The organism is Paenibacillus sp. J31R122, from assembly GCF_056269185.1.
Genome location: NZ_JBWDNM010000003.1, coordinates 24932 through 49440, shown reverse-complemented (window position 1 = coordinate 49440; position 24509 = coordinate 24932). Strand labels below are relative to the sequence as shown.

The following is a 24509-nucleotide window of genomic DNA, read 5'->3' as shown; positions in this document are numbered from 1 at the left end:
TCCCTGCTTCTACAGCATATGCACTGCCTACAATTGTGATACTCTTTGAGCGTTCCAAAAAAAGAGGACCTTGACGCGGAAGGCTTCCGCTCCAAATCCTCTTTTTGCTTTCCCTATGCTCTTCCTATTGCAATCCAGTTCAAGCTGCCTATCGGCTCATGGCTAATTCGAGTACGAATTATTTTGATGATTGCTTGATCCTCTCTCTTCGAATGAACTACTGCATAACAAGCAGTATTGTCAGATGTGACGGTTAATACGTAACCGTTATCTATGAACGGCTCATTGAATGCTATTGTAAGCTCGACCTGCTCTTCTTGAGCCGTAAAGCTGTATGGAGCCAATCCGAACTGCTGCTTTACGACTCCTATAGACGAATTCGTTATAACAGGCGTAAACCGCAATGTGTCTAATTCAATGGATTGTTCCTGAATATGATGACCCGAAATCGTTTTTTCTGCGATATGCTTACCTTGAATCTCCGCTAACCCAATTGAATAATCAGGCATTAAATCAGGCGCAAGCTTATCAGCCGTAATACTTCCATTAGCTAGCTGCTCGGTACCAACGCTTCCTAACGCCAGCTTATCAGACGTCACGCTGCCAATTGACAGCTGCTCCGTCCCAATTGATCCAGTTTCAATTTGCTCGCTGCCAACTACAGCTGCCGAAAGCTTTTCACGTGTAACCGCGCCATCCTTCAACTGCTTCGTCCGCACACTGTCGACAGCTAACTCTTTACTGCTAATTGTTCCTGATTTGATCTTGCTGCCAACAATACTTCCCTCAATTGTTTTATCATATGCAAGCACTTCACTAGCCAGATGGGCCAACGTTATGGTCCCTTTATGAATGTGATAGCCCTCTATCGTATCTGGCTTCAGATGCTTGCCGGACAATGACACTTCCTGCACATGCTCACCGGATATGGAGTCAAGAGCTAGCTTCGATTGTGTAACCGACTCATCCTGCAACGCTTCCTCGCCAACGCTTCCGTCCGCTAGCTTCTCAGCTGTCACGCTGCCGTTTGACAGCTGCTCGGCGCCTATACTGCCGTCCGCTAGCTTCTCAGCAGTTACGCTGCCGATTGACAGCTGCTCGGCGCCTATACTTCCTAGTGCCAGCTGCTTGCTGCTGATTGAACCTGTCTTGAGCTTGCTGCCATCGATGCTTTCCTCTTCTACTTTATCGAAAGTAAGCACATCATCAGCCAAATGGGCCAATGTTATCGTTCCTTCATGAATGTGATAGCCCTGTATCGTTTCTGGCTTCAGATGCTTGCCGGATAATGACTCCTCCTGCACATGCTCACCTGATACGGAGCCGAAAGCTAGCTTCGATTGTGTAACCGACTCATCCTGCAACGCTTCCTCGCCAACGCTTCCTTCCGCTAGCTTCTCAGCAGTTACACTGCCGATTGACAGCTGCTCGGCGCCTATACTCCCTAGTGCCAGCTGCTTGCTGCTGATTGAACCTGACTTGAGCCTGCTGCCATCGATGCTTTCCTCTTCTACTTTATCGAAAGTAAGCACATCATCAGCCAAATGGGCCAATGTTATCGTTCCTTCATGAATGTGATAGCCCTGTATCGTTTCTGGCTTCAGATGCTTGCCGGATAATGACTCCTCCTGCACATGCTCACCTGATACGGAGCCGAAAGCTAGCTTCGATTGTGTAACCGACTCATCCTGCAACGCTTCCTCGCCAACGCTTCCTTCCGCTAGCTTCTCAGCAGTTACACTGCCGATTGACAGCTGCTCGGCGCCTATACTCCCTAGTGCCAGCTGCTTGCTGCTGATTGAACCTGACTTGAGCCTGCTGCCATCGATGCTTTCCTCTTCTACTTTATCGAAAGTAAGCACATCATCAGCCAAATGGGCCAATGTTATCGTTCCTTCATGAATGTGATAGCCTTGAATCGTTTCTGGCTTCAGATGCTTTCCGGATAATGACTCCTCCTGCACATGCTCACCCGATATGGAGTCAAGAGCTAGCTTCGATTGTGTAACCGACTCATCCTGCAACGCTTCCTCGCCAACGCTTCCGTCCGCTAGCTTCTCGGCAGTCACGCTGCCGATTGACAGCTGCTCGGCGCCTATACTTCCTAGTGCCAGCTGCTTGCTGCTGATTGAACCTGACTTGAGCTTGCTGCCATCGATGCTTTCCTCTTCTACTTTATCGAAAGTAAGCACATCATCAGCCAAATGGGCCAATGTTATCGTTCCTTCATGAATGTGATAGCCTTGAATCGTTTCTGGCTTCAGATGCTTTCCGGATAATGACTCCTCCTGCACATGCTCACCCGATACGGAGTCAAGAGCTAGCTTCGATAGTGTAACCGACTCATCCTGCAGGGCTTGCTCGCCAACGCTTCTGTCCGCTAGCTTCTCAGCAGTTACGCTGCCGTTTGACAGCTGCTCGGCGCCTATACTTCCAAGCGCCAGCTGCTTGCTGCTGATTGAACCTGACTTAAGCTTGCTGCCGTCAATGCTTTCCTCTTCTACTTTATCGAAAGTAAGCACATCGTCAGCCAGATGGGCCAACGTTATCGTTCCTTTTTGAATATGAAGACCCTGTAGTGTGTCTAGCTTCAGATGCTTGCCGGACAACGAAACGAACTGAACATGCTCACCAGTTACGGAATCAAGAGCTAACTTCGATTGTGTAACCGACTCATCCTGCAAGGCTTCCTCGCCAACGCTTCCTTCCGCTAGCTGCTCGACGCCTATACTTCCTAACGCCAGCTGCTTGCTGTTGATTGAACCTGATTTGAGCTTGCTGCCATCTATGCTTTCCTCTTTTACTTTATCGAAAGTAAGCACATCATCAGCCAAATGGGCTAATGTTATCGTTCCTTCATGAATGTGATAGCCCTGTATCGCTTCTGGCTTCAGATGCTTTCCAGACAATGACTCGAGCTGCATATGCTCACCTGACACTGAGTCTAAAGCAAGCTTTGCTCGTGTTACCGATTCATCCTGCAAAGCATGCTCACCAACGCTGCCCGCTGACAAGTGAACGGATAAAACCGAATCCGGCTGAAGTTGATTAGCGCCAATTGAATGGTCTGCGATCTTGCTCGACGTGATTGCGCCCTCTGCAACATGATCCGTTTTAATAGATCTCATTTGTATTGCTTCTGCACAAATGGAATCATTTTGCAGCTGTTCTGCTCCAACGCTTCCGGCAGCAAGCTTCTCAGTCGTCACGCTGCCGATTAACAGATGCTCAGCTCCTACGCTTCCAAACGCCAGTTGCTCTGCCTTTACGCTTCCAACTGACAAATGCTCAGCGCCTACAATTCCGTTTGCAAGCTGCTTACTGCCGATTGAACCTGACTTGATCTTGCTCCCACCGATACTTTCCTCTGCTATTTTTTCGAAAGCATGACCATCGCCAGACAGGTGGGCTAACGTAAGCGTACCTTTTTGAATGTGATAACCCTGAATCGTATCCGGCTTCAGATGCTTTCCAGACAATGACTCGAGCTGCATATGCTCACCTGACACTGAGTCTAAAGCAAGCTTTGTTCGTGTTACCGATTCATCCTGCAAAGCATGCTCACCAACGCTGCCCGCTGACAAGTGAACGGATAAAACCGAATCCGGCTGAAGTTGATTAGCGCCAATTGAATGGTCTGCGATCTTGCTCGACGTGATTGCGCCCTCTGCGACATGATCCGTTTTAATAGATCCCATTTGTATTGCTTCTGCACAAATGGAATCATTTTGCAGCTGTTCTGCTCCAACGCTTCCGGCAGCAAGCTTCTCAGTCGTCACGCTGCCGATTGACAGATGCTCAGCTCCTACACTTCCAAACGCCAGATGCTCTGCCTTTACGCTTCCAGCTGACAAATGCTCAGCGCCTACAATTCCGTTTGCAAGCTGCTTACTGCCGATTGAACCTGACTTGATCTTGCTTCCACCGATACTTTCCTCCGCTATTTTTTCGAAAGCATGACCATCGCCAAACAGGTGGGCTAACGTAATCGTACCTTTTTGAATGTGATAACCCTGAATCGTATCCGGCTTCAGATGCTTTCCAGACAATGACTCGAGCTGCATATGCTCACCTGACACTGAGTCTAAAGCAAGCTTTGCTCGTGTTACCGATTCATCCTGCAAAGCATGCTCACCAACGCTGCCCGCTGACAAGTGAACCGATAAAACCGAATCCGGCTGAAGTTGATTAGCGCCAATTGAATGGTCTGCGATCTTGCTCGACGTGATTGCGCCCTCTGCAACATGATCCGTTTTAATAGATCTCATTTGTATTGCTTCTGCACAAATGGAATCATTTTGCAGCTGTTCTGCTCCAACGCTTCCGGCAGCAAGCTTCTCAGTCGTCACGCTGCCGATTGACAGATGCTCAGCTCCTACGCTTCCAAACGCCAGATGCTCTGCTTTTACGCTGCCAGTTGATAGATGCTGAGCTTCTATAATTCTAAACGCCAGCTGCTTACTGCCGATTGAACCTGACTTGATCTTGCTCCCACCGATACTTTCCTCCGCTATTTTTTCGAAAACCTGACCATCGCCAGACAGGTGGGCTAACGTAAGCGTACCTTTTTGAATGTGATAACCCTGAATCGTATCCGGCTTTAGATGCTTTCCAGACAATGATTCGAGCTGCATATGCTCACCTGACACTGAGTCTAAAGCAAGCTTTGCTCGCGTAACCGATTCATCCTGCAAAGCATGCTCACTAACGCTGTCCGTTGACAAGTGAACGGATAAAACCGAATCCGGCTGAAGTTGATTAGCACCAATTGAATGGTCTGCGATCTTGCTCGACGTGATCGCGCCCTCTGCGACATGATCCGTATTTACAGCACCATTTCGGAGTGTAACAGCACTTACGGAACCATTTTTCAGATGTGCTGCTCCAATGCTTCCGGCTGCTATCTTCCCCTCTGTAATGGAACAGTCTGTCAAATGAATATCGTGAACGCTGTTTTCACTCAAATGAATACCTAGTACAGATCCGTTCACCAAATGTCGGCTTTGCACTGCTTCATTGGCAATTTGCTTCGACTGAACAGCACCACCCGTCAGTTTTACAGCTGTGATCGAACCATCCTGCAGTGCTTCTGCTCCGACCGACTGTTTATCCAAATGCTTGGCTTCAATCGCCTTAGTCTGGATATGCTCCTTCTGAATGGATTCGATCCGGATATGCTGTGCCGTTACGGATTGCTTCACTAAATGGTCAGACGACACGGCATTAGGTGCAAGCTTTGCACTTGTAACACTTCCATCCGCCAACTTCGCAGATGATACACTGTAATCAGTTAACTTATCAGTAGAAACCGATTCTGGTGATAACTTGAGCGAATTTACAGCATAATCCGCCATATGATGTGAGAATACAACGCCGGAGGCGATAATTTGTTCCGTTACTGCGCCATAAGCCAGCTTATTGCTCGTTATGACTCCATTCTGCAAATTATTTGTTTCAATAACAGCATTTGTCAGATGATGATTCTCGATTATACCGGGCAGTAAATGACCACCTTTAATGGACTCATTAGCAATCGCATCACCTGATACTGAGCCCGCTCCAAAATGAAAGGAACGAAGCTGTTCGGGCGCTATCTTCTGGAATGTTATCACATCGTCTTTCAGATGAGTCGATTCCACAGATCCATCCGCCAATATTTTTCCATCTACCGCTCCATGTGTCAGCTTGCTCCGTGAGACAGACTCATCAGCAAGTTGCGCCATACTTACAGCATTGTAGCCAATATGCTCTTCGCGAACTGCTAAGGGTGCTAGCTTATCCTCGGTAATGATCCCGTTTTGTAAATGCTCCCTCTTGATAGAATCGGTAGCGATCTGCTTTGTCCTTACTGATCCTTCAGCCAAGTGCGACTGCTTGATCTGAACCTCACCTATATTATCGGAGCGGACGCTTCCCCTGCCAAGATGTTGGTTATGAACCGAGTCATTAGCCAACTTCTGTGCGTTAACACTTTGATCGGAAAGCTTGGATGACGTAATGGAATGATCGACGAGCTTTATAGTCGATACCGATTGATCGGCTAACTTCGAGGAAGTAACCGATACGTCAGCCAGCAATCCGCTTGTGATTTGTCCTGTTCCGATATGTTCGCTTTTAACAGCCGCTGCCTGCAGATGAGACGAAGATACCGAGCCATCTGCTATTTGTTTGGATTCGACTGCTTTTTCCTGCAACGCTCTTGTTCCTACAGCTCCCTCCGACAAATGCTCGGCTGTAATTTCACCCAAGGCTAAATGCTTCCCCTGGATATTGCCTAAAGCGACATGCTCAGCAAGCAATATCCCTGGCTGCAAATGACTGGCTTCAATCGCTTCAGCAGCAATTTTCTCACTTGTTACAGCCCCATCGCGAAGTTTAGAACGAGTTACAGATCCTTCTGTAAGTTTGGAATTATCAATTATATCATTTGCCAAATTCCCCGACTGAATCGTACCGCTTTGTATTTTTTCAGATGTAATCGAATGATCCGCAATCAGCTCAGTTGTAACGAAAAGTGACTTTAAATGTCTTGAATCAATGGAGCCATCCGCGATTTTGTTTGTATCTATCGTACGATCTGCCAGTTTATTTGACGTAATACTTCCATCCTGCAGTTTGCTTCCATAAATGGAGTGATCTAATATTTTATCGCCAGATATCGAATGGTTGGTCAAATGGTACCCAGCTATCGATTCAGGTGCGATTTTAGCGGAACTAATGGCTCCATCTGCAATATGAATGTTCTCTATCGCAAAATCTGCAATTACATCAGAATGAACACTTCCTGCTGCAAGCTTGCTGTTGTCGATTGCGCCTGACGCGACTTTTTCGGCAGTAACGGAGTAGTTTACCATATCATCCGTATAAATAAACGGAACTGGTCTATCTGGGTTTTTCTTTTCTTCAATCATTTCTATCTTCTGTTCTTGGCTAATCTCATCCAATTGATTATTCTCTTCAACTATTTCAACTAATGTTGATTCTTCAATCAGATTGCATTCATTCTGTTCATCACTCTTCAATTCATCTTCAACGGGTTCCGTCTCCGGTTCCAATTCTGCAGTAATCGCATGAATATTAACTTCTGGCTGGTCTGTAACCACGGCTGATAAATTCGTTTCAGCTGCTTCAAATCGAGTAGTTCCTTTCCTTATGTTCGATTCATCCAGCCACTGTAACTCGGAAGTCTGCGGATTATCAACATAAAAAAGCGGCTTTCGCCCCTTCGGGCTTTTTCCTCTTCTGCTTTTTGTCATTGTTCTCTCCTTCTTCCACCTGAAATGTCATAGGCAATATATGCAACTACCTATGGGCTGGCTACTCATGAATCAATAAAAATACAATTGTACAAAAAAAAGCAGGAGCACTTAGCTCCTGCGACATGGCTATACTCAAACTTACAAGGACGTTATCTTCATTGACTGTAATGCATCTGGCATAGAGACTGTTATACACCTGGCATAGAAAATTGTACTTACTAACAACTTCGTCGTCTGGATTGAGAGACTGTAAAACGATTTGGTGAAAATGCATTTATCGGTAGTTCAGCCTGCTTCCCTTCAAGCAAATCTGCAATCATTAACGCAGTAACTGGACTTAACAAAATTCCATTACGATAATGTCCCGCCGCCATTAAAACGTTCGGCATCCCATCGACCTCACCAATAAGAGGAAAACCATCCTTTGTTGCTGGACGCAGACCTGCCCATCGATTAGCCGTTTCCTTACCTTCCAGATACGGAAAAAGCTGATTGCTGCTTCTTATCAACCGACCGATCCCTCGCTCTGTTACTTGTGTATCAAAGCCTGCTACATCCTCGGACGCTCCACAAACGAGACGGCCGTTCTGTTTGCCAACCCAGTAAGCTTGGCTGCTAAATATCATATGCCTCACTTCATCAATGCTATGCTCGAAGGAACAGATTTGTCCTCGTATTGGATGAATCGGTATCGTTAGTCCGAGCCAACTCTCATATGCGCCTGACCAAGCTCCCGCACAGACAACGAGCCGTTCAGCGCTTATCGGCCTATGCAGTTCCTTGGCATGAACCGTTACACCTCCATCGACATGCGCGACGACGTTATCCACTTCACCCGCTTGCGTCACGATCAAGACACCGAGCTTACGGCACGCCACCTCCAATGCAGCTACCAGCTTTGGCGCGTAGATATGACTCTCATGAGGCGTATATACACCAGCAACGGCCGACTTTACAAGCTGCGGCTCAAGCTTCCTAAGCTGTGCCGCGTCAATAAGCTCCGCTTCTGCTCCGTGAACGTTTTGCCAGTGCAGCCTAGATTGCATCGGCAGCACATCAGCTTCATGCAGAAGCACGTTTATGCTGCCGCTGCGAGTCCATTCCACCGACATGCCAGACAGCTCCTCTACAACTTCAATCCACTTCGGATAATGACGAAGGCTGTGCAGGCTCAGTTGGAAGAAGCTATCCGGCTGCTCCGTATTCTCTGAATAGGGAGCGAGCATTCCAGCAGCAGCACCCGATGCTTGACCGCCGAGTTCAGCAGGCTCAATTAATGTAACCTTCATTCCTCTGCAAGCCGCTTCAAAAGCGCAGGACAAGCCAATTATTCCTCCACCCAACACGATAATGGATTGCGTCATTGTTAATCGCCTCCGCCTATACCCTTGCCGCTCGCTGCAGCTTCGAACAACGAGCCTGCCCAGTCGCTGCTTGCCGAAGCGTAGCGCTTCTTCGGTATACGACCAGCCTGCCAAGCGAGACGGCCTGCTTCAATAGCTAAGCGAAATGCTCGTGCCATCATGACAGGATCCTGTGCTTTAGCTATCGGCGTATTCGCCAATATACCGTCCGCGCCAAGCTCCATCGCTTCCGCGGCATCCTTAGCCGACCCGATACCCGCATCAATGATGACGGGCACTTTAGATTGCTCAGCTATCAGTCCGAGATTATACGGATTCAGCAAACCAAGCCCTGTTCCGATTGGTGAACCTCCTGGCATGACCGCTGCTGCTCCAGCTTCCTCCAGCCTTTTGCAAAGCATAGGGTCATCCGATGTATAAGGAAGAACGATAAAGCCTTCTTTAGCAAGCATTTCGGTCGCGCGAAGCGTTTCAATCGGATCCGGCAAAAGCGTGCGCGGGTCACCGCTTATCTCAATCTTTATCCAGCTGCCCAACCCCGCCTCTCGCGCAAGTCTAGCAATTCTTGCCGCCTCCTCAGCTGTTCCCGCACCTGATGTGTTTGGCAAATAAATAGTCGATTGCTCCGCGAAATGCTGCAATATAGAGTCATCCTCTACACTGTCCAGATTAACGCGTCTCACAGCAAACGTAATGACTTCTGATCCAGATGCCGCGAGCGCCTGCTGAAGTACAGCAGGACTTGGAAATCTTCCCGTTCCAAACAAAAATCGCGAGCGAAGCGTATGACCGCCTATGACTAGCAGGTCTTCATTTTCCCGTTTCTCCATACCCTTCAACCCCCTCCTACAAAATGGACCAGTTCAATAACAGCACCATCTTCAAGCACTGTATTTGCCCAATTCGTACGCTGCACTATGACTCCGTTTAGTTCAACTATAAGCTTCTTGTTTTGTTGACCAAGCAGAACGACCAGCTCTTCAATCGTATCTGCACAAACCTGCTCAAGACGGCCATTTACAGTTACACTCTTCTCATTGGTCGAAAATTGTGAGTCCACAGACTGGATAGCTTGAAGGAATGACCGGCATACTGCGGCGGGGTTTTCACTGCCTACGATTTCCGATACGGCGCATATTCGCTTCGCGCCAGCCGCGAGCACTTGATCAACATTTGCTAAATTGATCCCGCCAATAGCAACGAAAGGAATCGAGATATGACTTGCCGCCTCTGAGACATAGCTTGTCGTTACAGCTGCGCGGCCTGGCTTCGTATTGGTTGGAAATACGGGCCCCACGCCAATATAATCGGCCCCGTCTCGTTCAGCCTTTATGGCCTGGACCAAGTTATGTGTTGAAATCCCAATGATTCGATCAGGCCCCATAAGCCTTCTTGCTTCTGCAATCGGCATATCCTCTTGACCTAGATGAACGCCATCCGCATCGACCTCCAGAACGATATCCGGATAATCATTAATAATGAACGGCACCTTATATTTCCGCGTCAGCAATCGCAGCTCCCTTGCTTGTTCAAGCACTTCCGCTCGCGTTCCTGTCTTGTTGCGAAGCTGAACGATCTGTGCGCCTCCCAGAAGCGTCTGCTCCATAACGTCCACAACCGATCTCCCCGGATGATTTGACTGTGCGGTTATGGCATACAACCGAAAATCCTTCCATCCTTCATATTGCATAACCAATCCCCCGTTATCGAATAAATGACTTATGTCTTTTTCCCAAAATATAGGTTTTGCACAGCCAGGCCGCCTTCTCCCTATCAGCTGTACCTTGTACAAGTACTCGCCCATCCGGGAATAAGACTAGCTGTTCCCCGCTCGGCAGAAAGGCCTTTACCAAATAACGATTTACAGTCAACCTGCAGCCTTGAGCTGCTAATTGCTCCTCCTGCTTTTCTAGCTGTAGCGGCTTTGCTAGCGTCACCTGTACCGAATTCCTTCCACATAGTACAACGGTGCCTACTTCATCTTCATCTGCTACTGTTTCTGCAACCATAACAGCACCGTATGCCGCTCCCTCTTCTTCTGCACGAGTATCGCTGCTCTCCTCCATCCGATGCTTTTGGCCGCAATATTTACATGCCTCGCTGCCCAAAGGCAATATCGCTTCTCGGAGACGGAAAGACCATAGATCAAAGCTGACCATCGTTAGACGTATCGCGGCTTCATTGCCCGACAGCCACTTGATTGCCTCGGCAGCCTGCAGTGCAGCCACGAATTCTACAGCTGGAGAAAGAACACCAACCGTGTCGCAGGTGTCCACCTCCGCTTCCTCTTCCGATGAACCAATTAAGCATCGCAGACATGTTGTTTGTCCTGGTATAAGGGCGGCGCTCATCCCATGTGATCCTGCAATTCCGCCATAGATAAACGGAATGCCTTGCTGGAAGCATTGATCGCTAAGCAGCAAGCGTGTTGACGTATTATCTGTACCGTCGAGCACAAGGTGCGCTCCTGCAACTAGAGGTTGTACCGTATGCTCATGTACGTCTGTTACAGAAGCTGTTATGCTAATCTCGCTATTTATTTTACGAAGCTTTTCGGCAGCAGCAACAGCCTTTGGCAGCATAGCAAGCGCGTCAGCCTCATCGAACAGCATCTGCCTTTGCAAATTACTAGGCTCGACATAATCGCGATCGACCAGTCTCACCTCGCCGATACCTGCGCGCACCATATGCTGTGCAAGCGAAGCACCAAGAGCACCGATTCCAACAATAAGGACGATAGCATCACTCAGCTTTGTCTGGCCCACTTCACCAATCGGCGCAAATCTCGTTTGCCTGGAATACCGGTCAGTCCAAGCGTGTTGGTCATGATTGACCATAAATAGAGCTCCCTGCCGCTTTGAATGCCTCTGCCTTTTCCTTCATACCAGATTCAATTGCTTCCGTTGTCTCAAGCCCGTTCTGCGCCGCGTACTCCCTAATATCCTGCGTAATCCGCATGCTGCAAAACTTCGGCCCGCACATGGAGCAAAAATGGGCGGATTTCGCGGCATCTGCCGGCAATGTCTCGTCGTGATAGGCCATTGCCCGTTCTGGATCAAGTGATAGATGGAATTGATCACGCCACCTGAATTCAAAGCGAGCTTTCGATAATGCATCGTCACGCAGCCTGGCGCGTGGATGACCCTTTGCTAAATCAGCGGCATGTGCCGCGATTTTGTAAGTGATGACCCCCTCCTTCACGTCCTCCTTGTTCGGTAGACCCAAATGCTCCTTTGGCGTTACGTAGCAGAGCATTGCTGTTCCGAACCAACCAATCATAGCCGCTCCGATTGCTGACGTAATATGATCATAACCGGGTGCGATATCAGTCGTAAGCGGTCCAAGCGTATAAAATGGCGCCTCATCACAAACTTCCAATTGACGATCCATATTTTCCTTAATGAGATGCAAAGGCACATGTCCTGGCCCTTCAATCATCACCTGTACATCATGCTTCCACGCAATTTTCGTCAGCTCCCCCAGCGTATCCAGCTCAGCAAACTGCGCGTCATCATTCGCGTCGGCTATTGAACCTGGTCTTAGTCCGTCACCCAACGAGAACGAAACATCATACTGCTTCATAATTTTGCAAATATCTTCAAAATGCGTATACAAAAAATTTTCTTTATGATGGGCTAAGCACCAAGCAGCCATAATAGAGCCCCCGCGTGAGACGATGCCCGTTACTCGCTTGGCTGTAAGTGGAATATAACGCAGCAGTACTCCCGCATGAATTGTAAAATAGTCAACGCCTTGCTCCGCTTGCTCGATTAGCGTATCGCGATATACTTCCCAACTGAGATCCTCCGCTTTCCCATTTACCTTTTCAAGCGCCTGATAAATCGGCACTGTTCCTACAGGAACCGGTGAATTTCGTACGATCCACTCACGCGTCGTATGAATGTTTTTGCCGGTCGACAAATCCATAATCGTATCAGCGCCCCAACGCGTTGCCCAGGTCATCTTTTCTACCTCTTCCTCGATGGATGACGCAACTGCTGAGTTTCCTATGTTCGCGTTTATTTTCACATGAAAATGACGCCCGATTATCATCGGTTCACTTTCTGGATGATTGATATTAGCAGGTATAATGGCACGCCCTGCAGCAATTTCATTCCGCACAAATTCAGCGCTCAAGCCTTCTCGAATCGCGATATACTCCATTTCAGGAGTAATGCAGCCCTTACGGGCATAATGCAGCTGTGTTACGTTTAAGCCTTCCTTCGCCCTCAGCGGCCTTCTTGATAAGCCAGGAAACAGCTCAGCGCCTCGCTGCTCAGCCTTTTCCTCCGATATAAATCCGTTATCCTCTGGACGAACTTCTCGCCCTTCATAGGCCTCTACATCGTCTCTTTCAGTAATCCAACTCACGCGCACCGCAGGCAATCCGCGTCTGATGTCAGCCTCATAGGCAAGATCGGTATAAGGACCGCTAGCATCATATACGAAAACCGATTCATTCGACTGCTCCTCGCCGTTTCTTCCAGTAGTCGGATCTAATACAATTTCTCTCATAGGTACGCGGATGCTCTCCTTCGTTCCTGTTACATATACCTTGCGGCTGCCTGGCAGCGGCGTCATAATAATTGCCATAGTACAAAAAAACCTCCCATATGGAATAATCGGAATTCCACCTGGAGGTATATGCGAGCATATAAGAAAGTTTAAAGGCACCGCTAAAGACGCATAATCTAATGCGGCAACAATCGCTGAGGCGGGGGATTAGAAAGGCTGCTCTTAAGTGAACCAGCATATGGTTCTACTAAATGGGGAGCACTCTATCACAACAAAAAAACCGCCCCAGCGAAGGAGCGGTTGAAATGTGTCGTCAAACACGAGAATCGAGCCTGCTTGGCATACAAGCGGACGAAGCACTGCCATCCAATCTCATTCGAGCTGACTATGCAGCCGATTGAAGCAGAGCGCTTTCTCACGTTTTGTGTAAATAAACGCACAATCCCACTTTCCTACGCTGGCATGACCCAGATCAGGTTCAAAGGGACCAAAGCATATCGCTTTATCTCAGCCGTAACGGCGCCCCTAGTGGATTTCCTTGTTAGACTATAACGTTAATTCAAGAAGAGTGTCAACCCTCATTTTCTCATTTCCACAAAATCGTGGTACCAATTAGAATCCTTTTTCTCGGAATAGCTTCAACCAACGATTAGCGGTATGCCTCCAAGTAAACGTCTGCTCCACCCGTTCACGGCTGCGCTTCCCCATCCTCTCACGCAGCTGTTTATCGCTTAACAGCAGATTCAGCTTATTTTTGAGCTCCGATTCAATATGACTTTCGTTAACCAAATAACCAGTCACTCCATGCCGAATGATTTCCTTCATTCCGCCTGCACGAGTTGCGATAACGGGCACGCCGCAGGACATTGCTTCCACATTAACAAGCCCGAATGCCTCACGTTGTCCAGATGGAACGACGGCAATATCAGCTGCAAGTGCCCAGCTTGGCACTTCCGTATAAGGCACGTAAGGTATAAATCGTACATGTCCTGGACACTTCCGCCCAAGCTTCTCCAGCTTACGCGAATAAGCGGTCTTTCGATGCGAGCCGTAAAATGGACTGCCGACAATAATAACGATTAAGTCAGGATGTCTTTTTATTAGCTTCGGAACGACACGCAGCAAATGATGAACGCCTTTTAGCGGAATAAGCCTCCCGATGAATAATACAACCTTTTTTCCATTCAGGCCTCTGTTATTACGAAATTTCTTCCGCATTTCAGCTCCCTGAGCCGAATATTGTGAAGGAAATCTGATCGTGTCGACACCAGGATAGATAACGTTAGTCTTAGCTGCAACCTCAGGAACCTTAGTAACGACTATATGTCTCAAATACTCGCTGTTCACAATAATTTTATCTGCAGCCTGCAGACATTTATGCAGCTTTGCAGACGAAATATACGGCGGAACGATAAATGTGGATGAATGCAAATAAAGCCAGACAGGCTTGTCTGGATTCATTCGTTTCATCGTTAATACATATTGAGGACGATTTTCGACATCGATGATATCCGGTGAGTAGCGCTTCACACTGCTTGCTACCGCTTCAACATATCTTTGCTTATTTCCAGCAGGAAACCTCTCGCAAACAAGACCTTTAAACATCCCGTAGCGGGGCAGCTTATTACTCAGTTTCCCATAAATACGAGGCTCGGCATAGGGCAGCAGCAGCGGAGCAAACTTCTCAATCACCCGCTCGACCGAACTGCTCCCAGCCGATGGAATCGGGTACGACCCAGGCGTAATAATCGCCATTTTTATTGGTGCCATTTAATTAGAGGCCTCCTAGTAATCTGCTTTTTTGCAGTATCATACGTGAAGGAGGCTCTCTTTGACACGGCTCGGCCTATTGCTTTCCAGCCAATTGCATGCTATAACTTTATTTTCATTTGGAATAATCCAGCTTTGCGCGCCGCCATATAAATAATGACGATGAGAGGTCCGATAAATACACCGATAACGCCGACCAGCTTGAAACCCACGTATAAACTAATAAGTGCGGACAAAGAGCCAATTCCGACTGAATCCCCAAGAATTTTCGGCTCAACAATCCTGCGGAACACCGTAATAAATAGAAACAGTATGATGAGTCCAACTCCTGAGAACGCATCGCCAGTAAGTATTAAGTAGGTTCCCCACGGCACTAGCACCGAACCCGTCCCGAGAATAGGCATAATGTCAACCACAATAATAAGCAGTGCAATCGCCAGAGGATACTTAATATCGAGAACAAACAGTCCTATTAAGGAAATGATATACGTTAAGGCGCTTAATATAAACTGCGAACGCAAAAATCCAAAAATAGATTTTCTCAAATTAAGCAGCACATCATTTACTTGCGTCTGTGATTTCTCATCGAACATCGACAATACAGTTGCCTTCATCGTATTTAAGCTGAAGCTAAACATATATACAGCCACTAAAAATACGATAAAGAATATAAACATGCCAGGTATACTTGATGCAAACGCAAGAACGGTATTAGACAATGAGCCTACCATTTTCGTTAGTGTACTCGTTAAGCCCATTAGCCAGCTTTCAAGTGTATCAATTGCATCTGGAGGCAAACCTTGATACAACGATTGCGCTTGCAGCATAAGGTCATCGACCATACCGTTGACGTCCTCGAAGTAATTCGGTACTTTTTTGAAGAAAGCGATAAGCTCTGCTACAATTTTGACGCCTAGCAATCCGATTAAACCAATGAGGATGACTGTAAAAATAGAGCTAGACACAGTAGCTGCGACTAGTCTATTCATCCGGAATCTCTTCATGAAAAACTGACAAAGCGGTTCTAGAAAGATTGCTACAACAAGGGCTAACATAAAAGGTGCCCCGACTGTAAACATCAAGTACAGCAGCAGCAAGCCAACTGCAATAAATATTAGCGTTTTTACGGACATCGCTTCTCCTCCTCTCCTATTGAACAGGCAATTCGGCATTTCAAATTCAATCGATGCAAGAGAGCGGCAACTGCCTGCTATTCCAACATAGCACTGCGTTGATGAAAATCTATATCCTTAAAATACATATCTTTGACAAGCAAATTCGGACCGCAGCAGGCTGCTGCTGAACAATGACAATTCACACTTTTCGCAAGCTTATGATCAAGCCAGCTTTCAAACAAATCATCCAGCTTTGAAGAGCTAATATTACCAAAGGCCGGTACATCAGAGAAGTCAGTTACGTATACGTCACCTGTAAACAAGTTAACATTGAGCCTGTTACGGCCGTCTGGATCGTTCCGAACGGTTACATTCGGCTCGTTTGCGAGCCGTGTAAGCAGCTTACGCTCCTCAGCGCTATCACTGCAATGGAAGAACGGTAAAGTTCCAAACAGCATCCAAACGGACTTATCCCTTGTATCCAGCAGCTTCTCAATCGCCTGCAGCATTTGCGCTCTCGAAAGAACAGGCAAATCCTTGGCAAATGCACTTGGGTACATCGGATGCACTTCATGGCGCTGGCATCCCATTTCTACGATTAACTGATGGATCTCATCGATTTTGTCATACGTTCTATAATTGATCATCGACTCCGCCGATACTAATACTCCCGTTTCACTAAGACGACGGGTATTATCGATCATCCGTTCATACAGCTTGGTAGCTGCTTCTAGCGATACGTGATGTCCTGCCTTTGCAAATCCAATCTGGTGAAATTGCTCTGCGGAGGTATAATTAAATGAAATATGCATGACGTCCAAATAGGGCGCTAACTGCTCATATCTGCTATAAGGAAGAGTTACATTGGAGTTGATTTGCGAACGAATACCACGGCTGCGCGCATATTGAAGGAGCGGCACCATGTAGTCGCGTACGGTTTTATCAGAGAAAGATGGCTCTCCTCCCGTAATGCTTATCGTTTCTAGATGCTCCACTTCGTCTAATCGTTGCAGCATTTGCTTGAGAGGTATTTTAGCTGGCTCTGACATGACAAGCGTATCACCAACGGCGCAATGCTCACACCGCATATTGCATAGATTAGAAACTGTCATTTCCACGCTAGTTAATTGATGTCTACCATACTGCTGCAGAGAGCGAATTGGATCCCATGGGTCATTCGTAGGAGATAAAGCAGAAAGCGGGTTAAAGGATTGTTGTAAATCTATCGTATTCATGTACTCAGCACCTGACTAATTATATATGTAATGTATCCTACTTTATTGTAATGTCCTATTCGGCAGGAAGCAAATAAATAACTAAAAAAAATAAAAAGGAGCCATTATGGCTCCTTTTCCTGTGAATAATTAAATAACTGAAGCCCTCTGCACGTCGGTTGTCTCGTCATTGACACCGACAATCATCATCGACAGCTGCTTCGATAAATCAATCTCGTAGGGCGATGTAATCTCCTCGCCCGCTTCGTTATAGAGCACCCGAACTATAGGTCTCTGGGGATAGGAATGATTCAAATCAACGACAATGCCAGTTTCACCAGTCTGCAGCTTTACTGAAATGCCTATCGGGTAAATAGCAACTTTATCTCGAAAAAGCTGAATCATATTTTGCTCGTATAACGTACCCGTACCCGCATACAAACGCTCCATCGCGTGATGCGGCAGCATCGGAGCGCTATATACACGGTTTGTCGTCATAGCATCGTATGAGTCAACCAATCCGATCCATTTCGCATACTCATGAATTTCATTTCCTTTAATACCCCGAGGATATCCGCTGCCATCAATCCGCTCATGATGCTGAAATGCGCAATGCGCAGCCAGCAGCGGTATATTCGGCTCATCCTTCAATAGCTCATAGCCGATTCTTGGATGCTGCTTCATCGCCTCAAACTCTTCTTTAGACAGAGAACCGGGCTTTCTTAACACATTAATCGATATTTGTGTCTTTCCAATATCATGCAGCAGCGCGCCCATGCCCAGCGTCATCAGTTCCTCACGGGAGTAACCGTTTGACATACCCAGCAAAGTCGTATAGACGCATACGTTTAGTGAGTGTTGATACAAGTAGTGGTCGACAGTCCCCATATCCATAAGCATGATCATCGCATCACTATGCATGGATAAATCATCTATAATCATACTCATCATTTGCTTAAAGGGCTGAGCAATATAAGGATAAGTCCCGCCTTTTTTTTTCACTTTTGGACGATCCATCATCTCACGAAAACTTGTACGAATCTCCCGAATCGCAAAGCGCGTCGTATCCTCGTTAATTAAAGAAGGCAGAACGATATCGTCTGTTCTGTGATCCGAAATATATACGTATTCTATCCCGCACTGATTAAGGCGGGTAATTAGGCGACTTGTTAGTTCTATATTTTCACCGAGAAGGATCATGCCATCCTGCGAAAATATTTTTTTGGCCAGCTTCATACCTGGCAGACAATTAGTAATCGGTACCAAACGCATCTTCTCGACCCTTCCCTATATGGCATCTTAACTAATACATCGGAAAATGCCGTTCGTAATGTTAATGTAAGGGAAAATCTCGACAAGATCAACCATTTTTTCTTTATAAACGACAAACGACTACATTTATCGACATTATCACAACTTAATTGAAATATTATCCCATTTTTCGTAATGACATTGTTCAAGCGCGGTTTCACTTTGAAGTTGTGCGGCAATGACGTCTCGTATAAACTCCGGCAAATAAAACGACGTTTGTTCAGCTTTTGCGAGCGATTCATAACCTACCTTGAAGCTGAACATATCAATGGTGCCTACCGTGTACAGCTTCTCATCCACAAGCAGGTCTCCATTGACCTTTACCGATATGAGCTTGCTCATCGCAGGAAGCGTTGAGTCATATTGAATGGTCATGCCGTCTACCGCGAGCATGCCCAGTACTTCTCCTCGGAAGCCATAGCCTTTAATCGGCTTCCCGATAAATTCAGGCAGCAGCGACTGCTCAAGCGCTGCCCGCAGGTGCGTGCCGGCAATGACCATCCGGCACGGATTAATCGGCGACGGACAGAGGGCGTGCAGCTCGCCCGCTGTCACGTCACCTAAAGCTAAGCCGCCTAGCAGCTGACCCGCGTTGACGATGCCGATCTCGGCATCGGTCAAGCGTCTCAGGCCAGCGGCCAGCAGGTTGCCGAGCGGCGTTTCTCGCTCGGCTCTAGCTGGCAGCGGCACCGTAAGCCGGGCTATTACCCGGCTTAGGCGCCGCTGGCTTATTTCTTGAAAGCCGCTAATGATCTCGGCGGCTTCTTGCTGCTCCGCTAATGCGGCCGTCGGCACGCAAGCTGCGCGGAACACAGGGCGGGTTGAAATCGGATCGATCCCGATTTCAACCCGCCCGATATACTCGCCGAATTTTCCGGCTGCGCAAATCGTCGTCTCGCCGATAACAATTGGCTCCTCAAGCAAATGATGGGTATGCGCCCCAAGAATGAGGTCAATCCCTTCTACTTGTTCCGCCATTTGGCGATCTAATGTTATGCCAAGATGCGACATAACGACCACGACATCAACACTGTCTCGAAGCCGTGCCGCTTGCTTCTTCACTGCTTCCAGAGGATCTGTCACCTGCCAGCCCAGCAATATATAAAATTCAGAGAATGCGGCTGTCACTCCAATGAGTCCAATACGCAATCCGTTTTTTTTAATTATCGTGTAAGGAAGCATCCAATCAGGAACCTCGCCAGTTTCGGAGTCGAACATATTAGCGACAAGCACTGCAAATTTAGGGTGGTTCGTGTACGCGCTAGTGAGAATTTGATAGGAATATGTCAGCCCTTCGTTATTGCCAAGTGTAACGGCTTCATATCCCGCATCGTTCAAAAGCGCTATATTCACCATTCCATCGCTGCCCTCGGTTTCGACACGCATCCGATCCATATGATCTCCGCAATCTACCGCAAGCACACTGTCACTGCCATAATTACGCCGTTCCTCTGCAATAAATGCTGCGATTTTGGCAGCATTCTCAAGTCGGCTATGAATATCGTTACTATGAAGGAGCACTACTCGGGTTTGAAAAGTTTGTTTCAAATTTATGAACGCCTCCTAATCGCTTCCTACTCACGATACAAGTTTCTCTTATCTTTATTATGGAAATTACTTCAGAAGCAACTCTAGCCGCCAATTTGCGACATGCGCCTTTCTGTCGGGACATGGGACAGCGCTTTATCCGCAAGTTTTGCAGCCATTTCATGATTTTCCGGTTTAATATCCATTGCTCTTAATAATATTTGCTCCATAGCTTTCGGATCGCCAAACGCAGTTTTCACGTTTAATTCATCTATCCAATACAAACAAGGCTTAATTGAGCCATCCGCAGTCAACCGCAGACGATTACAGTTTTTACAAAAATGATCGCTAATCGGATGTATAAGCCCAAAGGAACCCCGAGCGCCTTCCATTTGCCAATCATCAGATGGGCCATTACCATGAACATTAGGACCCCGATTGATGCGGAAGCCCTCTTTCTCAGCAACCTCAAGTACTCGTGTCAACGGCAAATAATGCTTTTTCCAATTTTCATCCGCGTGCCCTATTGGCATATATTCAATAAATCGGACGTGCAGCGGCTGCTCGTAGGCAAGCTTAAGGAAGGCGGAAATTTCGTCTTCGTTAACTTCCTTCAACAGTACGCAGTTCAGCTTGATTGGATCGAATCCAACCTCGCCCGCCGCCTCGATCCCTTCCATTACTTTTTTCAAATCTCCTCGCCTTGCAATGAACCGAAAACGCGAAGGATCTAACGTATCCAAACTAATATTTACGCGATTCAATCCAGCTTCACGCAGCGCCTTCGCTTTCTTTGCGAGAAATATGCCGTTTGTCGTTAATGCTATATCATTTATGCCAGGGATGGCTTTTAATCTTCTTATTAATACGTCCAAATCTGGGCGAATAAGCGGCTCGCCACCAGTTATGCGCAGTTTTGTAATGCCAAGCTTCGCACCTGCTTCAACTACCTCTACGATTTGATTGTAGGAAAGCAAAGTTTCGGATTCCGCGAATTCCATGCCCTCTTCCGGCATGCAGTATAAACATCGTAAATTACAGCGATCTGTAACCGAAATACGCAAATAATCATGTACGCGTCCAAAGCGGTCCGTCATGATCGGCATGTCATACACTTCCTTTCTAATACTGTACCAGCATAACATTTTTTTCGGAAATATGGTATTCTATAAAGATCATCACGTCATGATAATGAGAGGTTTACTACCATGAATTTCAATTGGACAATTAAACTATTCGCCGGTCTTCCAGAACGATTTGGACATTCTGAGATCATCATAGAATCAAGCTTAGAGCAGCTTACAGTAGAGCAATTAAAGTTATTCATATCAGCAAAATATCCCGAGCATGCAAGCTTGATTTCTATTTCTTTTATTGCTTGCAATCATGCTTACGCCACTGATAACACGCTGCTGAGCTCCTCAGACGAGTTAGCCTTGTTACCTCCTGTATCCGGAGGTCAAGAAGCCTTAGAGGGGCTTCCAGACTCGTCAGGCGAGCAGCATGAGCGCTACGTAATAACAGCAGAACAAATTATTTCAGATGACGTGCTGGCGAAAGTAATCGTAAAGGAGCACGGAGCCGCGATCGCGTTCGTAGGAACGACAAGGGAATGGACTCACGGTCAAAGAACCGTAAGACTCGAATATGAAGCCTATGCGCCGATGGCAGTCGCTACGATGCGTCAAATCGGTGATGAAATAGCTGACCACTGGCAAGGCGCATTATGTGCCATTAGCCATCGGATCGGGGTTGTAGGACTTGCGGAAACAAGCGTCGTTATCGCTGTATCCGCTCCCCATCGAGATAGCTGCTATGAAGCTAGCCGATACGCAATTGAAAGACTGAAACAGATTGTGCCAATATGGAAAAAAGAAATATGGGAGGATGGTTCTGAATGGAAGGGGCATCAGCTTGGCCCTTGGAATCCAACAGAGCCATTAGCCGAATCTTAAGGATAGATTAAAGCCGATGCTTATGATGCTAGCTATCCTACGTAAAGTTTAAGTTATGCTTTCGATGCCAGCTTTACTTCGTAAAGCTTAGGTTATGCTTACGATGTAGCTTTACTACGTAAAGCTTGAAGGAGAACCAAATATGACAAAACAACACGAGGATGCGTCGACCGAGTCAACAACGTCGGCCTCCTCTTCTCGTTATGCCAGACAAATACGCTTCGCGCCCATTGGTGATGCTGGGCAGCATGCTTTAGGTAAAGCTCGCGCGGCAGTCGTCGGAATGGGGGCTCTCGGATCTGTAATCGCCCAGCATCTTGTACGCTCTGGGGTCGGCTTTGTGCGAATTATAGATCGCGACATCATTGAATGGAGCAATCTGCAGAGACAAATGCTCTATACGGAGCAGGACGTTGTTTCTATGCTCCCAAAAGCTCCCGCTGCTGCCGCTCATTTGCGCGCGATGAACAGCTCTGTCACGGTTGAGCCTGTAGTTGCTGATGTAACTGCGCTTAACGTCGAAGAACTACTCTCTGATGTTCACGTCATTATAGATGGAAGCGATAATTTCTCCGTCAGATATTTATTGAACGATTTCAGCGTGAAAAATCAAATACCTTGGATATATGGTGGAGCGGTTGGCGCATCCGGCATGTCAATGACTATAATCCCGCATGAAACGCCGTGTTATCGATGCTTATTTTCCAATCCTCCCGCACCTGGTACAACGGATACTTGTGAAACGGCTGGCGTAATTTCCCCTATCGTTGATATTATTGGTTCTGTGCAAGCGACGGAAGCTATTAAGCTGTTATCAGGCAATCGGCAAGCGCTGCATCGTTCTCTATTTCAAGTAGATCTCTGGAACCACGCGTGGTTGCCGGTCTCACTCGAAAAGGCTAAGCGAAGCGATTGTTTAGCTTGCAGCCATCAACGATTTGATTTTCTAGATGAGAACCAATCAGAACCAGCTGCCGCATCGCTGTGCGGACGAAATTCTGTTCAGATTTCACCTAATCAAACAGTTGCCCTTCAATTGGAAGAGCTGGCTAATCGACTGCATCCACTAGGTACCTTAACTATAAATCGATTTCTATTACGAATTGAATTAAACAGTGATATGACATTCGTATTATTCAGTGACGGAAGAGCTATCATTCAAGGAACAAATAATTTGACAAAAGCAAGGTCTATTTATGCTGAAATTTTGGGTATTTAGTCGCATTATCAACATCCTCATATTGCCAATTCAATAAATCATTGCTACTATTATTCATATATTATATTCCATGCTTATTCAATAGGGGTGTCTTGATGAAGGTTCATGTCACAGATTTAATAAATGGGGACCAATTAAGCCGGGATACGTTCAATAACTACGGGCTTCATGTTCTTTCACAAGGAACGATATTGAAGGACGTTGAAATATCAAAGTTATTTCAGCATCAAATTGAATACGTCGACATTGACGATCGAGCGAATAATCCGTCACTAGTTCGGACTCTCGAGTCAACGATAAATCCTAATTGGCTCCCCGTAGTGCAGCCTATTTACGAGAACGCTGTCAAAAGCTTTGAAGCCATGTTTTCAGAAGCCATGAATCTAGGCCAGATCGCTGATGAGCAAGTTACAGAAATACTAGAACCGTTATTTCAAAATCTCCAATTAGAACGTGATGTAGTATCCATGCTTTTATTATTGAATACAACGGACGATTATACCTATCAGCATTCCGTTCAAGTAGGTATGCTCTCCTATTACTTAGCAACTTGGCTCGATTACTCAGAGACCGAAATTAACCAGATCGGCAAAGCTGGCTTTCTTCATGATATCGGGAAATGTCGCATACAAGATGAATTATTGAATAAACCTAGCAAGCTTACCGATGAAGAGTTTGAGGAAATCAAGAAGCACACCCTATATGGACATGACATTATATCAAGCTCTTTTAACGAGCCCTATTTAGCAATTGGAGCACTTCAGCATCACGAACGAAACGATGGCAGCGGATATCCTCATGGTTTGACTGGAGAATCCATCCATCCTATAGCCAAAATTATTGCGGTAGCCGACATATATAGCGCTATGATATCAGAGCGTGTCTACCAAGAGAAACGCGATCTGTTATATGTATTGAAAGAGCTTTATCGCTTGAGCTTTAAGGAGCTAGACCCTTTAACAACACACACCTTTATTAAGCACATGATGCCTAATTTTATTGGCAAACGTATTGAGCTCGTATCCGGAGAAATAGGAATGATTGTAATGACTCACACAACTGAGTTTTTCCGCCCGCTCATTAAAATTAACGAACGATTTATCGATCTGACTGTCGAACGTGAATACGAAATCAAACATGTGTACTTATAAATAAAAGCCCAGCTTGCAGTGATTAATCTCACAGCAAGCTGGGCTTTTAACTTATGTAATTAGTCGATAGAGTCTTCCATTTCGACTAAATGCGACTAGCTCATAACCT

The 24509-nt window shown here is 46.6% G+C and carries 15 protein-coding genes and 1 riboswitch; of the genes, 3 read left to right on the top strand and 12 right to left on the bottom strand.

What is annotated here, in order from left to right; genetic code table 11:
• Nucleotides 1-113: 113 nt before the first annotated feature.
• The 12 genes from AC0YN7_RS06545 to moaA form a co-directional block, all read right to left on the bottom strand.
• Nucleotides 114-7256, bottom strand: a complete 7143-nt coding sequence (locus AC0YN7_RS06545; RefSeq protein ID WP_475809162.1) for a WIAG-tail domain — start codon at nucleotides 7254-7256, stop codon at nucleotides 114-116.
• A 221-nt stretch (nucleotides 7257-7477) separates the two neighbouring features.
• A complete protein-coding gene (gene thiO / locus AC0YN7_RS06540; RefSeq protein ID WP_475809161.1) occupies nucleotides 7478-8623 on the bottom strand; it encodes a glycine oxidase ThiO in 1146 nt (381 codons plus the stop codon).
• A 2-nt stretch (nucleotides 8624-8625) separates the two neighbouring features.
• Entirely contained in the window at nucleotides 8626-9453 is an 828-nt protein-coding gene (locus AC0YN7_RS06535; protein WP_475809160.1) for a thiazole synthase, read from the bottom strand.
• A 5-nt stretch (nucleotides 9454-9458) separates the two neighbouring features.
• Complete coding sequence (thiE, locus tag AC0YN7_RS06530) at nucleotides 9459-10313, bottom strand: thiamine phosphate synthase (protein ID WP_475809159.1); 855 nt, start codon at nucleotides 10311-10313, stop codon at nucleotides 9459-9461.
• A 13-nt stretch (nucleotides 10314-10326) separates the two neighbouring features.
• On the bottom strand, nucleotides 10327-11460 hold the full coding sequence (locus AC0YN7_RS06525; RefSeq protein WP_475809158.1) for a ThiF family adenylyltransferase: 1134 nt from the start codon (nucleotides 11458-11460) through the stop codon (nucleotides 10327-10329).
• Nucleotides 11447-13216, bottom strand: coding sequence for a phosphomethylpyrimidine synthase ThiC (thiC, locus tag AC0YN7_RS06520; RefSeq protein WP_475809157.1), 1770 nt, complete (start codon nucleotides 13214-13216; stop codon nucleotides 11447-11449). The genes AC0YN7_RS06525 and thiC overlap by 14 nt, the downstream gene beginning before the upstream one ends.
• Before the next feature lie 354 nt (nucleotides 13217-13570).
• Nucleotides 13571-13675, bottom strand: a riboswitch (TPP riboswitch).
• 75 nt (nucleotides 13676-13750) lie between these two features.
• Nucleotides 13751-14908, bottom strand: coding sequence for a glycosyltransferase family 4 protein (locus AC0YN7_RS06515; RefSeq protein ID WP_475809156.1), 1158 nt, complete (start codon nucleotides 14906-14908; stop codon nucleotides 13751-13753).
• Between the two features lie 101 nt (nucleotides 14909-15009).
• The gene (gene ytvI, locus AC0YN7_RS06510) at nucleotides 15010-16041 is read right to left on the bottom strand and encodes a sporulation integral membrane protein YtvI (RefSeq protein WP_475809155.1); all 1032 of its coding nucleotides are present in this window, start codon (nucleotides 16039-16041) and stop codon (nucleotides 15010-15012) included.
• A gap of 77 nt (nucleotides 16042-16118) precedes the next feature.
• Nucleotides 16119-17258, bottom strand: a complete 1140-nt coding sequence (gene yfkAB / locus AC0YN7_RS06505) for a radical SAM/CxCxxxxC motif protein YfkAB (protein WP_475809154.1) — start codon at nucleotides 17256-17258, stop codon at nucleotides 16119-16121.
• Nucleotides 17259-17387: 129 nt separating this feature from the next.
• Nucleotides 17388-18509 carry an HD-GYP domain-containing protein gene (locus tag AC0YN7_RS06500; protein ID WP_475809153.1) on the bottom strand — a complete coding sequence of 374 codons (1122 nt, stop codon included), beginning with the start codon at nucleotides 18507-18509 and terminating at the stop codon, nucleotides 17388-17390.
• Nucleotides 18510-18647: 138 nt separating this feature from the next.
• The gene (locus tag AC0YN7_RS06495; RefSeq protein ID WP_475809152.1) at nucleotides 18648-20096 is read right to left on the bottom strand and encodes a bifunctional metallophosphatase/5'-nucleotidase; all 1449 of its coding nucleotides are present in this window, start codon (nucleotides 20094-20096) and stop codon (nucleotides 18648-18650) included.
• Nucleotides 20097-20179: 83 nt separating this feature from the next.
• Entirely contained in the window at nucleotides 20180-21181 is a 1002-nt protein-coding gene (moaA, locus tag AC0YN7_RS06490; protein WP_475809151.1) for a GTP 3',8-cyclase MoaA, read from the bottom strand.
• 102 nt (nucleotides 21182-21283) lie between these two features.
• Between moaA and AC0YN7_RS06485 the strand changes: the two genes are divergently transcribed.
• The 3 genes from AC0YN7_RS06485 (at nucleotide 21284) to AC0YN7_RS06475 (ending at nucleotide 24400) form a co-directional block, all read left to right on the top strand.
• Nucleotides 21284-22030: a molybdenum cofactor biosynthesis protein gene (locus tag AC0YN7_RS06485; RefSeq protein ID WP_475809150.1), complete on the top strand. Its 747-nt coding sequence runs from the start codon at nucleotides 21284-21286 to the stop codon at nucleotides 22028-22030.
• Between the two features lie 142 nt (nucleotides 22031-22172).
• Nucleotides 22173-23249 (top strand): ThiF family adenylyltransferase, encoded by a 1077-nt coding sequence (locus AC0YN7_RS06480; RefSeq protein ID WP_475809149.1) that lies wholly within the window; start codon nucleotides 22173-22175, stop codon nucleotides 23247-23249.
• A gap of 95 nt (nucleotides 23250-23344) precedes the next feature.
• Nucleotides 23345-24400 carry an HD-GYP domain-containing protein gene (locus AC0YN7_RS06475; protein WP_475809148.1) on the top strand — a complete coding sequence of 352 codons (1056 nt, stop codon included), beginning with the start codon at nucleotides 23345-23347 and terminating at the stop codon, nucleotides 24398-24400.
• Nucleotides 24401-24509 lie beyond the last annotated feature (109 nt).

Bases quoted from the DNA above. Each gene is read 5' to 3' on its own strand.
- AC0YN7_RS06545 (WP_475809162.1), bottom strand. From the start codon at position 7,256: ATGACAAAAAGCAGAAGAGGAAAAAGCCCGAAGGGGCGAAAGCCGCTT.
- thiO (WP_475809161.1), bottom strand. From the start codon at position 8,623: ATGACGCAATCCATTATCGTGTTGGGTGGAGGAATAATTGGCTTGTCC.
- AC0YN7_RS06535 (WP_475809160.1), bottom strand. From the start codon at position 9,453: ATGGAGAAACGGGAAAATGAAGACCTGCTAGTCATAGGCGGTCATACG.
- thiE (WP_475809159.1), bottom strand. From the start codon at position 10,313: ATGCAATATGAAGGATGGAAGGATTTTCGGTTGTATGCCATAACCGCA.
- AC0YN7_RS06525 (WP_475809158.1), bottom strand. From the start codon at position 11,460: ATGGTCAATCATGACCAACACGCTTGGACTGACCGGTATTCCAGGCAA.
- thiC (WP_475809157.1), bottom strand. From the start codon at position 13,216: ATGGCAATTATTATGACGCCGCTGCCAGGCAGCCGCAAGGTATATGTA.
- AC0YN7_RS06515 (WP_475809156.1), bottom strand. From the start codon at position 14,908: ATGGCACCAATAAAAATGGCGATTATTACGCCTGGGTCGTACCCGATT.
- ytvI (WP_475809155.1), bottom strand. From the start codon at position 16,041: ATGTCCGTAAAAACGCTAATATTTATTGCAGTTGGCTTGCTGCTGCTG.
- yfkAB (WP_475809154.1), bottom strand. From the start codon at position 17,258: ATGAATACGATAGATTTACAACAATCCTTTAACCCGCTTTCTGCTTTA.
- AC0YN7_RS06500 (WP_475809153.1), bottom strand. From the start codon at position 18,509: ATGCGTTTGGTACCGATTACTAATTGTCTGCCAGGTATGAAGCTGGCC.
- moaA (WP_475809151.1), bottom strand. From the start codon at position 21,181: ATGCCGATCATGACGGACCGCTTTGGACGCGTACATGATTATTTGCGT.
- AC0YN7_RS06485 (WP_475809150.1), top strand. From the start codon at position 21,284: ATGAATTTCAATTGGACAATTAAACTATTCGCCGGTCTTCCAGAACGA.
- AC0YN7_RS06480 (WP_475809149.1), top strand. From the start codon at position 22,173: ATGACAAAACAACACGAGGATGCGTCGACCGAGTCAACAACGTCGGCC.
- AC0YN7_RS06475 (WP_475809148.1), top strand. From the start codon at position 23,345: ATGAAGGTTCATGTCACAGATTTAATAAATGGGGACCAATTAAGCCGG.